Origin of the sequence: Planktotalea sp. (genome assembly GCF_049680325.1) — a bacterium.
Taxonomy (GTDB): Bacteria; Pseudomonadota; Alphaproteobacteria; order Rhodobacterales; family Rhodobacteraceae; genus Planktotalea.
Genome location: NZ_JBAUHO010000152.1, coordinates 1 through 12032, shown reverse-complemented (window position 1 = coordinate 12032; position 12032 = coordinate 1). Strand labels below are relative to the sequence as shown.

Below are 12032 nucleotides of genomic sequence, written 5' to 3'. Positions count from 1 at the left end.
GTTCAAGACTGTCACGCGATTCTTGAAGGCCAGATCACCGCCATAGGCTTCCAGCTCACCAATAATTGTGTGATAATCCTCGGCAACCGTTTCAGACGTGCCATCCACCAGATGCAGCAAGACCGCGCAGCGCTCAACGTGGCCCAGGAAACGCACGCCAAGACCAACGCCCTCATGTGCGCCTTCAATAAGGCCCGGAATATCCGCGACGACAAATTCGATGTTATCCACACCAACCACACCCAGATTCGGATGAAGCGTGGTAAACGGGTAATCCGCAATCTTCGGGCGCGCATTGGACGTTGCCGCAAGGAAGGTTGATTTGCCTGCATTCGGCAATCCAAGCAGACCCACATCCGCAATCAGTTTGAGACGTAGCCAAATCGTGCGCTCGACACCTTCTTGACCGGGGTTAGCGCGGCGTGGGGCCTGATTGGTCGCTGATTTGAAGTGCAGGTTACCAAAGCCACCGTTGCCGCCCTTGGCGATCAACACGCGTTGGCCCAGTTCCGTCATATCTGCAATGACGGTTTCCTGATCTTCATCAAGCACTTCGGTGCCCACGGGCACGCGTAATACGATGTCATCGCCGTCTTTACCCGTGCGGCCCTGCCCCATGCCGGGCTGTCCGCTCTTGGCGAAAAAATGCTGTTGATAACGAAAGTCGATCAACGTGTTCAGACCATCAACCGTCTCAACCCAGACGGATCCGCCGCCGCCACCGTCGCCGCCATTTGGCCCACCGTATTCGATAAATTTCTCACGGCGAAAGCTGACAGCACCGCCACCGCCGCCGCCTGAGCGGATATAGACTTTGGCCAGATCTAGGAATTTCATGTTAGTGCTTTCTGTTGCTTAAAGCGCGGTTTACGCGCTTAGCCGAGTTTGCGCAAATAGGTCCACGTGGGCACATTGACGCCGCGGGCCACGCTAAAGGATTCGGCATCACCAATGTAATCGAAACCTGCATTCGTTAGCACCCTTGCAGAGGCCGGATTGTCCTGAAAAACCGACGCGAATATCGTTTTGTTGTCAAACGGGTTCGCCGCAATAAGCGCACCAACCGCATCAGATGCGGTGCCTGCATTCCAGAACGCAGGTGCGACCCAATAGCTGACTTCGGATTGCCCGGCGTCAAGACGGTTCAAAGAAATCAGCCCCATCAATTCCGCACCACCTGTTGCGCTTGCATCCATTGCCCAGAAGTCTTCCTCACGTGCAGGATCATCCGCACGTTTGAGAAGCGCTTCGCTGGCGCCGGGTGGTAGAGGATGTGGAATGCTGAACGTCATGTGCGCCACGCGCGCATCACCCGCATGGCGGTCGATCCAGCCGATGTCGGATTGCTGCAACGGGCGCAGCACCAAGCGTGCGCCAGAGATTATTGACTGCGGTGGCCGTGTCATAGCGTTCATATTCTGGCTCCTGCGAATAGTACAAAGAGGACCGATGCGACGGTCAAAGCCGCCAGCGTCCACATAAGATAGGTCTCCGCAGGTGTTCCTGCGACGGTCTGCGCGATTTTATGCCCTGCGAATGTCCAGATCGGATGCAAAACCAACTGGCAGGCAAGCAAACAGGCCGCGATCACTGCCGTTGCCTCCAGCGTCGGGGTGCCAGGTTCCACAAAGGCCGTGAAACCGCCAACGATCATCGCCCAGGCCTTGGGGTTAAGGGGATGCACGATCAATCCTGCCGCAAAACCGGGTGCTTTGGCCTCTGCTTTGGTGTTCAAACGCAGGTTGGCGACCTTCCATGCCAGCCAGATGATATAGGCCGCGGAAATGTATTTTAGCGCCAAAAACAGCCACGGAAAACTCATCGCCAAACCCATCAAACCGAAACCGATCGGCCAGATGATTAGCTGTTTGCCAAGCGCGACCCCTGCCACGAATGGCAGCGCTGCTTTAAAGCCAAAGCGCGCGCCAGTCGCCATCAGCGCCATATTGGCTGGCCCGGGCGTGCCCACTTGCGAGGCTGCAAAAACAAGGAAGGCACCTGCTGCGACGGACATCAAATGCACCCCATTTGAAAACTGGCTTTTTCCATGGAAAATCTGCTGATTACGGGCATTTCATAACCCGTTGCATCAAGATTCGTTAACAAAATCACAACGCAGTTCTCCCAAACCATAGCGATGTTCAAAAAATGAAAAAGGACCGGCGTTTCCGCCGATCCTTTCAATGTCTCAGACATTTGTAACGGCTAATTACTCAGCGGCCTCCGCCACTGGGAGAACCGATACAAACGTGCGGCCCTTGAGGCCTTTGTGGAACTTCACTGCGCCATCAGCAGTTGCAAAGATCGTGTGATCTTTACCAAGACCAACGCCCGCGCCTGGCCAGAACTTTGTGCCACGCTGACGGATGATGATGTTGCCTGCGATTGCCGCTTGGCCACCATAGAGTTTTACACCGAGACGGCGACCCGCTGAGTCGCGACCGTTACGGGATGAACCACCTGCTTTTTTATGTGCCATGGGGTCGTGCTCCTCTTATTCTGCTGCGAACTGAGTTGCTTGCGCAATCCAGTCGTCACGTTCGATGCGGCCTTTGAAAGACAGGCGATCATCCATATAGGCGATCTCTGCTGGGCTCCACGCTGCGATCTGATCGAAGTGGAAAACACCGATTTCGTGCAGTGTACCTTCCAGCTTTGGACCAACGCCAGAGATCTTTTTCAGATCGTCAGGCTGACCGCCGCGTGCTTCTTTCAAAAGGTTTGTTGGCTCTACGCCTGCGACCTCAGCTGCCGGAGCGGCTGCGGCTTTCGGGGCAGCGGCCTTCTTAGGCGCTGCAGCCTTCTTTGGTGCGGCTTTCGCAGCAACCGCAGCAACAGCCACACCTGCAACAGAGCCTGCGCCGATAGCAGCTTTAACGCCGGACTTGTCGCCGCCAGATGCCAGGATTTCGCCGATGCGAACCAAAGTCAGCTTTTGACGGTGACCTTTTGTACGCTGTGAGCCGTGCTTACGACGACGCTTGACGAAGTTGATAACTTTTTCGCCTTTGATCTGGTCAACGACCTCGGCCTGAACGGCAGCGCCGTCAACCAGAGGTGCGCCTACGACAGTCTTGTCGCCGCCCAGCATCAGAATTTCGTTGAATTGTACGGTTTCACCCGCATCTGCAGCTAGCTTTTCCACCCGTAGCATATCGCCGGACTGGACTTTGTATTGCTTGCCGCCGGTTTTCATTACCGCGAACATATACGTTCTTCCTTGTCTTCCGCGTCTCTAGGGTCCCGCGAAGCGGCGTTTGCGAGGATTGAAACCCCACCCATAAACAGCGCGCACCATTGTGCGTCATTAAAATACACCCGCAAACGGGAATCCCCGTGCAGGTTCGCGGCTTATGCGAAGCCTGAAGCCTCAAGTCAAGAGGATGCCTGCGCCTTTTCTTCAATTGCAGCGGCAAAAGATTCAGTGCGTGCAGCTATTTCGGCCAGCGTGTCTGTCACGATTTCTGGAATGACGGGCACCTCGATGCGTTCGGGCGGCGGCGCGGGCTGGTTTTGCAATGTGGTGAGTTCCGCCTGAACCGCGCCAAGCTGCGCTTCGACCTGCGCGACTTTGTCTTCCATCGCTGCTGTCTTGTCTGCCAACATCAAGCCCGCCATCAACAGCATCCGTGCCTCCGGAATACGGCCAATCTGGCTTGCCAGTGTCTGCGCTTCGGTATCAAGCATTTTGGCCGCCGCGTGGAGATATTGCTCTTCTCCCTCCTGACAGGCAACTTCGAAGTCTCGACCGCCGATTGAAATGACGACTTCAGGCATCGGAACTCTCCTCTTCGCCAATCTCACTGGCCTCTTGGGCCGCGCGTTTCACCAATGGATCAAGCGAAGCAAGCAAAACATCTGCCTGCGCGATTTCGACCGAACGCGTGGCGCGCAGTGTTTCCAGCTCTGCCAACATCGCTTTATTGATAAGGTGTGGATCGCTCAGCCCCTGCTCAAGCGCATCGCGCAACGAAATATTGGAGGCGCGCAGATCTTCCGCGGCGCGGCGCAGGCGCTGTAGATCGCCGTCCAGCTTTGCAGTGCTCTTTTGTTGCTCGAATGCCTGGATATCCATTGCCGCCGTATGACGGTCCGCTTTTTCCCGAACCGTTTTCATCCGCTCTTCAAGCTGCGCATTGGCTAGCTTTTCATCGCTCAGCGCCTGCGCCAATTCAGCGGCGCGTGTTTCGGCCGCCTCCAGTTTTGCCTGCATTTCAGGATCAGGCCCTGCTGGCGCGGCTGCATTCAACCCGTCCAAACCTGTCCCAATTCGATCCAGCGCCGCCGTGATCCGGCGCTCGAGCTCGGTGATGTCGCTCATCGCACGCTCCCTCGTCCTTTAGTTCTGACCTACACGCATCACGCGAATCGGCGGTTTGTGTAGCTTTTCCCGACTTTAGCCAATGCTTTCACAAAATACTCCCCCCTTTAAGGTCAGTCACTTAAGAGCCGCGCTTGATCTTTGCCCGTAGCTTGGTATTGAGCCTGCAAACCATATCCCTCTCGCAAAGGACGACCCTTTTGGATATTGCAGCCCTCCGCTCCGCCAATCCCGAACACTGGAACAAAGCCGCCGCCATTCGCGCGCTCACATTGGACGCGATCCACGCCGCCAATTCAGGCCACTCCGGCATGCCAATGGGCATGGCCGATGTGGCTACGGTTCTGTTTGAAAAGCACCTGAAATTCGATGCTAGCGCGCCGCTTTGGCATGACCGTGATCGCTTTATCCTGTCTGCGGGTCACGGCTCTATGCTGATCTATTCCCTGCTCTACCTTGTAGGCGACAAGCAGGTCACACTCGATCAGATCAAGAACTTCCGCCAAAAGGGCGCTTTGACAGCGGGTCACCCCGAGAACTTCCTGATCGACGCAGTTGAAACAACAACTGGCCCGCTTGGTCAGGGCATCGCCAATTCTGTTGGTTTCGCAATGGCCGAAGAAATCCAGCGCGCGCGCTATGGCAAAAAGGTGGTGGATCACCATACTTATGTGATCGCTGGCGATGGGTGCCTGATGGAAGGTGTCTCGCAAGAGGCCATCGGCCTTGCCGGCCGTCACGAACTTGGCAAACTGATTGTGCTTTGGGACAACAACAATATCACCATCGACGGCACGGTCGAGCTGTCCGACCGCACCGACCAAGTCATGCGTTTCAAAGCCTCCGGCTGGCATGTGCAGGAAATCGACGGTCACAACCCTGTCGAAATCGACGAAGCGATTGCCGCGGCGAAAAAGTCCAAAAAGCCTTCGATGATTGCCTGCAAAACACACATCGCTCTGGGTCACGCGGCGCAAGACACCTCGAAAGGTCACGGCGCGCTGACAAACGAAGAGCAAATGGCAGAGGCCAAAGCGCTTTATGGTTGGACAACGGGCCCATTCGAAGTGCCCGCAGATATCAAAGCCGCGTGGGAAGCGATCGGTTCGCGCGGCGCTGCCGAACATGCCGCCTGGAACGAGCGTTTCGCGACGTTGCCACAGAACAAACAGGCCGAGTTCACCCGCGCCTATGATCTGGACGCGCCCAAGAAGCTAGCCGCAACGATCAAAGCCTTCAAAAAGCAGATCACCGAAAGCGCACCAAAAGTTGCGACACGTAAATCGTCTGAAATGACGCTCGAAGTTGTGAACCCGATCATGCAGGAAACGGTCGGCGGCTCTGCCGATCTCACAGGGTCCAACAACACCAAGACCGGCGATATGGGCGTGTTCGACATCGACAATCGCGCTGGCCGCTACATCTATTGGGGCATTCGCGAGCATGGCATGTCTTCGGCGATGAACGGTATGGCCCTACATGGTGGCATCCGCCCCTACGGCGGTACCTTCATGTGCTTCACCGATTATGCGCGCCCGGCAATGCGCCTTGCGGCCTTGATGAAAGTGCCGACGGTTTTCGTGATGACGCATGACTCGATCGGCCTTGGCGAAGACGGTCCAACCCACCAGCCTGTCGAGCATCTCGCCATTTCGCGCAGCACGCCGAACACCTATGTGTTCCGCCCGGCTGACACAGTCGAAACAGCAGAAAGCTGGGAGGTCGCCTTGACCTCCAAGACGACCCCCTCTGTTCTGGCCCTGTCGCGTCAGAACCTGCCGACTGTGCGCCTTGAGCATAAGACCAAGAACCTTTCCGCGCAGGGTGGTTACGTTCTGGCGGATGCGGATGGCAAACGTCAGGTCATCCTCATGGCAACTGGTTCCGAAGTAGAAATCGCCCTGCAAGCCCGCGAGATGCTACAATCCGAAGGCATTGGCACGCGCGTCGTTTCCATGCCTTGCATGGAACTGTTCGCCGAGCAGGACGAAAGCTATCGCAAGCGCGTTCTGCCAGGCGGTCCTGTGCGCGTCGCGATCGAGGCTGGCGTGCGTATGGGTTGGGATCGTTGGCTCTTGGGCGAGCGCGGCCGTGAAAACAAGGCTGATTTCGTTGGTATGGACAGCTTTGGCGCATCCGCACCGGCAGAAGAACTATACGCGCATTTCGACATCACCGCCGAAGCGACTGTCGCCAAAGTCAAAGCGTTGCTCGGCCTTTGAAACATAAGGTGCGCGCTGGCGCGCACCCTACCCCCGCCTCGCAATGAAGCCCTTTGAAATCTTTTGTGCCTGCCCTCCGGGGCTAGAGCCCTATCTTGAAGCCGAAGCACTTGAAGCGGGTTTCAAAGGTGCGCGCGCTATTGCGGGCGGCGTTACGTTCATGGGCCTCTGGCCCAATGTGATGCGCGCCAATCTGACCCTGCGCGGCGCATCGCGCATCCTTGCGCGCTTTGCCAGCTTTCGCAGCTTCAATCTAAGCCAGTTGGAAAAACAAACCCGCGAACTGGATTGGCAAGCGGTCCTGCTGTCTGACGTCCCTGTCAAAGTCGATGTCACCACCCGTAAATCCAAGATTTACCATGCGGGGGCCGCGAAAGAGCGGATTGAACGGGCAATCACCGAACGGCTTGGCACGCCTGCCGGCGATGAAGATGCGATCAAGATCATGGTTCGGATCGAAGATAACCTGTGCACCTTTTCCATCGACACGTCAGGCGCGCCCCTGCATCAGCGCGGCCATAAGGAAGCCGTGGGCAAAGCACCAATGCGCGAAAATCTTGCAGCACTGTTCCTGCGTGCTTCGGGCTACCTGGGCGATGAACCTGTGCTCGACCCTATGTGCGGCTCTGGCACTTTCCCGATTGAAGCGGCTGAAATCGCCGCTGGCTTGCTCCCCGGCCGATCCCGCGCCTTCGCGTTCGAGCGCCTCGCCAGCTTCATGCCCGAACGCTGGGCCGAGATGCGCACCGCAGACACCCGCACCGCAAATGAAACCCGTTTCTACGGCTCCGACCGCAATCAGGGCGCAATCGACAATGCAATCGCCAATGCAACCCGCTCAGGCGTTAGTGCCCATTGCACCTTCACCAATGCCGCAATCAGCGATCTGGCTCGCCCCGCTGGCCCTGCAGGGCTCATCATCCTGAACCCGCCCTACGGCGCGCGCATCGGGGACAAGAAACAACTCTTCGCCCTCTACGGCGCGCTCGGAAAAACGTTGAAAGCCCACTTCAAAGGCTGGCGCGTTGCGATCATCACGACAGATACAGGACTTGCACAAACCACAGGCCTGCCCTTTGCCTCCACAAGCGCTCCGATACCGCACGGCGGGCTGAAAGTACGACTGCATCAAAGCAAAGCGCTCTCTTAACACCTTCATTTTGCCAGATAAACTCTGGGGGTCTGGGGGCGAGCCCCCAGTCGATGCGATCATGAAATGATCGGAAATCTCTAGCCAAACACACGGTTCCAAACCGGCGTGATGACCTTTGTGGCCAATGGAATAATCGCCAATCCTAAAGCCACACCAAAGACGCCGTCGGCAAAGGCGGTCGCACTCCATTCCAAAGCCCCCTGCAGACCCGCAGGCACCTTTGTCGAAACAGCAACCGCGAAATCATGGATCAAGCTGTAGGGCAGCTTCCAGCCGAGATCCTTGAGGCTATGAATGATAATGGAACCACCCACCCATAGCATCGCGGCCGTGCCAACAACGCTCAAGGTCTGCATCACTTTAGGCATCGCGGAAACGATACCGCGCCCCAGTGCACGCGTGGCCCCCAAACGGCCCCGCCCGGCCATAGCCAAGCCCACATCATCCGCCTTCACAATCAAGGCGACAGAGCCATAAACGGCGACTGTGATCCCGACCGCAACCAATGCCAGTGTCGCAGCTTGCAGCCAGAAATTACCTGCGGGGATAGCCGCCAATGCGATGGTCATAATTTCGGCCGACAGGATGAAATCCGTCTTGATTGCACCTTTGACTTTCTCTTCCTCAAGATGCGCAGGATCGCCGCTTTCATAGGCTTCGGTATGGGCGTCTTCGTGGTGAAACAGCCAATGGGCAATCTTTTCAGCGCCCTCAAAGCACAAATACGCGCCGCCCAACAACAAGAGCGGGGCAATCATCCAAGGCGCAAAGGCAGATAGGGCCAAGCCCGCGGGCAACAGGATAATCAACTTGTTGATGATCGAGCCACGCGCGATGCGCCAGATAATCGGCAATTCGCGAGATGGATCAAAACCATGCACATATTTCGGTGTGACAGCCGCGTCGTCAATCACCGCTCCTGCTGCTTTGCTCCCTGCCTTCAGCGCGCCTGCGGCCACATCATCAATAGAAGCCGCCGCAATTTTTGCGATCCCGGCCACATCGTCCAACAATGCCAACAATCCGCTCATCTGAATTTCCCTACCTTTTCCTAGCCCATCGAATCGCAGCGAAAGTGCGCTGCGGGTTTCAAACGTGTTACCGCAACCAAGCGCAGCCTCCCACCACTTCGTTAGCGCCACCATGCGCAAAGCTGCCACGTTTAACGCTAACACCCTGCCGCGGCGCGCTTTTTCCCTTGGTCACAGCGCCCTGCCATGACAAGACCCCCACCAAGGGCAGCACTACGTTAGGAGATTATTCATGACCGTCACGCTTGGCATCAACGGCTTTGGCCGCATCGGCCGTTCCACACTTGCCTATATCGCCGAAGCGGCGCGCAATGATGTGCAAGTGGTGAAAGTGAATGCGACAGGTCCAATCGAGACCAGCGCGCACCTGCTGCGATACGATTCAGTGCATGGCCGTTTCCCGGGCGAAGTCAAAGTGTCCGGCAATACGATGGACCTTGGCCGCGGCCCGATGGAGATGTTCTCAACCTATGATCCGCAGGAACTGGATTGGTCCGGCTGTGACGTGGTTCTGGAATGCACAGGCAAATTCAACGATGGCGACAAAGCGTCTGTTCACCTTGAGCGCGGTGCCAAGGCTGTCCTGATCTCGGCCCCTGCAAAAAACGTTGAAAAAACTATCGTTTACGGCGTGAACCACCGCGATCTGGTTGCGGGCGACACAATGGTTTCTAACGGATCATGCACTACGAACTGCCTGGCACCGTTGGCAAAAGTCCTTGACGAAGCAATTGGCATCGAACGCGGCATTATGACTACGATCCATTCTTATACAGGCGATCAGCCTATGTTGGATCGCCGCCACTCTGATCTTTACCGCGCCCGCGCAGCTGCAATGGCGATGATCCCGACCTCCACAGGCGCAGCAAAGGCGCTGGGGGAAGTGTTGCCAAACCTAAAAGGCAAGCTGGATGGCACGGCGATGCGCGTGCCAACGCCTAACGTCTCTGCCGTTGATCTGACCTTTGAAGCCGCGCGTGACGTCACCGTGGAAGAAGTGAACGCCTTGGTTCAGCAGGCTGCATCTGGTCATATGGGCGCAGTCCTGTCCTATGATCCCGAGCCAAAGGTTTCCGTCGATTTCAACCATACGACACATAGCTGCATCTTTGCACCCGAGCAGACCAAAGTCGTCGGCGGGCGCACGGTTCGCGTCCTCGCATGGTATGACAACGAATGGGGCTTCTCTGCGCGTATGGCAGATGTTGCCGCAACGATCGGTCGCCTGAACCAATAACGCGCCCCTGTTTCACCTCAAACGCCCCTGCCTGCCAATCGCAGCGCGGGGGCTTTTGCGTCTTGGCATTCCAGTGTAGCTGACGCATCTTACCCGCAAGCAAAAAATCAGGCAGAGCGCAGCATGACCAACACCCTTGCCATTATTCTTGGACTGTTCGTTATCGCTGGATTGACCTTCGATATCGTCATGACAGGTGGCAACAACCTGCTTTTCCTTGCCAAGAAGTTCACTGATTTCACCGAATGGATGGCGTTCTGGCGCTGATCTGAGCACATTAGCGTGCTGTGTCTTGACTTATCATTGCATTTGCTTTTGTTAGCGCTAACGAAAGTGCAATCAAAGGACTCTGTCATGGCATTGAAAGTTGCAATCAACGGTTTCGGACGTATTGGCCGCAATGTTTTGCGCGCAATCATCGAAAGCGGACGTACGGATATCGACGTGGTGGCAATTAACGATCTTGGCCCCGTTGAAACCAACGCGCATCTGCTTCAGTTTGACAGCGTGCACGGACGCTTCCCCGCGCCTGTCACACATGATGAAACATCCATTGATGTAGGCCGCGGCCCGATTGCGGTGACAGCCATCCGCAACCCGGCAGAGCTGCCATGGGCGGATATCGACATCGTGTTCGAATGCACGGGCATCTTCACAGACAAAGAAAAAGCCAAGGTTCACCTTGAAAACGGCGCGAGCCGCGTTCTTGTCTCTGCCCCGTCAAAGGGTGCTGATAAAACGATTGTTTATGGTGTGAACCATGACAGCCTGACAGCCGACGATTTGATCGTGTCCAATGCGTCCTGCACAACCAACTGCCTCGCCCCGGTGGTGAGCGTTCTGAACGCGAAGTTCGGCATCAAGCGCGGCTTTATGACGACGGTTCACAGCTACACAGGCGATCAGCCAACGCTTGATACTATGCACAGCGATCTTTACCGTGCGCGCGCAGCAGCATTAAGCATGATCCCGACCTCCACAGGCGCGGCCAAAGCGGTTGGGCTGGTTCTGCCAGAACTTGCAGGCAAGCTTGACGGCGTTGCAATCCGCGTTCCAACGCCCAATGTTTCCGCTGTCGATCTGACGTTTGAAACCAATGGCGATGTCACAGCCGAACAAATCAACGCGGCCATCCAAGAGGCCGCTGAAGGCCCTCTCAAAGGTGTGCTTGCTTATGAAGCGCGCAAATTGGTGTCCATGGATTTCAACCACGATGCACACAGCTCTATCTTTGCATCGGATCAGACCAAGGTCATGGACGGCAACCTGTGCCGCATTCTGGCATGGTATGATAACGAGTGGGGCTTCTCCAACCGCATGGCAGACACAGCCATTGTGATGGGCAAATTCCTTTAAGCTGACCGAAAAAAGAATTTTCTACCAGCGCCTTAGCGCTGGTAGATCACCGGAAACCAGTCCTCGCGAAGCTTTTGACCGGGCTGCATATCGTGCCCCGGAAATGGCGGTGACGTGCGCCCCGGGCGTTCGACATAGCGCGCATCATCCCCAAGCAAACGCAACGAAAATGCGCGCCTGCGCGAGGCGGTTTCATTGCCGCGCGCGCCGTGCAGGATAGAGTAGTTAAAAGCAACTGCATCCCCCGGCTCCATCTCCCATTCGCGCACTTGCATGCCTTCAGCATCTGGATCAGGCACGGGCATATATGCGTCTTTTTCAGGGTAGAAATCTTCTTCAGACAACCAACGCGTTGGCAGAACAGGTTTTTCCCAAAGATGAGAGCCTGCAACGCAGCGCAAGGACGCCTCGCGCACGGGATCCAGCGGCGACCAGAAGCTAACCGTTTGTTGCCCTTCCACAAAATAATATGGCCCATCCGTGTGCCACGGCGTTGGCTTGGACGTTCCCGGTTCTTTGACCAGCACATGATCGTGGAACATCTGCACCGATCGCGAGCGCATTTAATCAGCTGCAACCTCTGCCGCCGCGCTTTCATTCACAACCTGCTCGAACTCGGGGATACGGGTCCAGTTGCAGTAATCGTCAAAAAAACGCCCACCCTCGCCCGCTTTCAGATTTTCAGCAGCATAGGGGCCAGGCTCGTCCATGT

14 protein-coding genes and 1 pseudogene are annotated in these 12032 nt (G+C 56.4%); 5 read left to right on the top strand and 10 right to left on the bottom strand.

The features are described from left to right. From obgE to WBC85_RS07140, 8 genes are all read right to left on the bottom strand, one after another. Window positions 1-837, bottom strand: an 837-nt coding sequence (gene obgE, locus WBC85_RS07175; RefSeq protein ID WP_424434515.1) for a GTPase ObgE, incomplete at its 3' end; no start/stop codon positions are given. Window positions 838-875: 38 nt separating this feature from the next. Further along, on the bottom strand, window positions 876-1415 hold the full coding sequence (locus WBC85_RS07170) for a GNAT family N-acetyltransferase (protein WP_424434512.1): 540 nt from the start codon (window positions 1413-1415) through the stop codon (window positions 876-878). Further along, window positions 1412-2014, bottom strand: a complete 603-nt coding sequence (locus tag WBC85_RS07165; protein ID WP_424434509.1) for a LysE family translocator — start codon at window positions 2012-2014, stop codon at window positions 1412-1414. Before WBC85_RS07165 ends, WBC85_RS07170 begins: the two co-directional genes overlap by 4 nt. Then, window positions 2014-2196: a hypothetical protein gene (locus tag WBC85_RS07160; RefSeq protein WP_424434506.1), complete on the bottom strand. Its 183-nt coding sequence runs from the start codon at window positions 2194-2196 to the stop codon at window positions 2014-2016. The genes WBC85_RS07165 and WBC85_RS07160 overlap by 1 nt, the downstream gene beginning before the upstream one ends. A 13-nt stretch (window positions 2197-2209) precedes the next feature. Further along, a complete protein-coding gene (gene rpmA / locus WBC85_RS07155; protein WP_424434503.1) occupies window positions 2210-2479 on the bottom strand; it encodes a 50S ribosomal protein L27 in 270 nt (89 codons plus the stop codon). A 15-nt stretch (window positions 2480-2494) separates the two neighbouring features. Then, window positions 2495-3208, bottom strand: a complete 714-nt coding sequence (locus WBC85_RS07150; protein ID WP_424434500.1) for a 50S ribosomal protein L21 — start codon at window positions 3206-3208, stop codon at window positions 2495-2497. 167 nt (window positions 3209-3375) lie between these two features. Continuing rightward, on the bottom strand, window positions 3376-3777 hold the full coding sequence (locus WBC85_RS07145; protein WP_424434497.1) for a cell division protein ZapA: 402 nt from the start codon (window positions 3775-3777) through the stop codon (window positions 3376-3378). Then, a complete protein-coding gene (locus WBC85_RS07140) occupies window positions 3770-4321 on the bottom strand; it encodes a hypothetical protein (RefSeq protein ID WP_424434494.1) in 552 nt (183 codons plus the stop codon). The genes WBC85_RS07145 and WBC85_RS07140 overlap by 8 nt, the downstream gene beginning before the upstream one ends. 200 nt (window positions 4322-4521) lie before the next feature. On the opposite strand from WBC85_RS07140, the gene tkt reads away from it, so the two are divergent. Next, window positions 4522-6543 (top strand): transketolase, encoded by a 2022-nt coding sequence (tkt, locus tag WBC85_RS07135; RefSeq protein ID WP_424434491.1) that lies wholly within the window; start codon window positions 4522-4524, stop codon window positions 6541-6543. Window positions 6544-6586: 43 nt separating this feature from the next. Further along, window positions 6587-7693 (top strand): THUMP domain-containing class I SAM-dependent RNA methyltransferase, encoded by a 1107-nt coding sequence (locus WBC85_RS07130; protein WP_424434488.1) that lies wholly within the window; start codon window positions 6587-6589, stop codon window positions 7691-7693. 80 nt (window positions 7694-7773) lie between these two features. Here WBC85_RS07130 and WBC85_RS07125 read toward each other — a convergent pair whose 3' ends face one another. After that, window positions 7774-8727 (bottom strand): DUF808 domain-containing protein, encoded by a 954-nt coding sequence (locus WBC85_RS07125; protein ID WP_424434485.1) that lies wholly within the window; start codon window positions 8725-8727, stop codon window positions 7774-7776. Between the two features lie 232 nt (window positions 8728-8959). Between WBC85_RS07125 and gap (WBC85_RS07120) the strand changes: the two genes are divergently transcribed. The 3 genes from gap (WBC85_RS07120) (at window position 8960) to gap (WBC85_RS07110) (ending at window position 11320) form a co-directional block, all read left to right on the top strand. Next, complete coding sequence (gap, locus tag WBC85_RS07120; protein ID WP_424434482.1) at window positions 8960-9964, top strand: type I glyceraldehyde-3-phosphate dehydrogenase; 1005 nt, start codon at window positions 8960-8962, stop codon at window positions 9962-9964. Between the two features lie 123 nt (window positions 9965-10087). Next, entirely contained in the window at window positions 10088-10231 is a 144-nt protein-coding gene (locus tag WBC85_RS07115) for a hypothetical protein (protein ID WP_424434479.1), read from the top strand. An 87-nt stretch (window positions 10232-10318) separates the two neighbouring features. Then, window positions 10319-11320, top strand: a complete 1002-nt coding sequence (gene gap / locus WBC85_RS07110; protein WP_424434476.1) for a type I glyceraldehyde-3-phosphate dehydrogenase — start codon at window positions 10319-10321, stop codon at window positions 11318-11320. A gap of 32 nt (window positions 11321-11352) precedes the next feature. On the opposite strand, the pseudogene WBC85_RS07105 reads toward gap (WBC85_RS07110), so the two are convergent. Continuing rightward, window positions 11353-12032 (bottom strand): annotated as a pseudogene (locus WBC85_RS07105) (phytanoyl-CoA dioxygenase family protein); the annotation flags it as partial.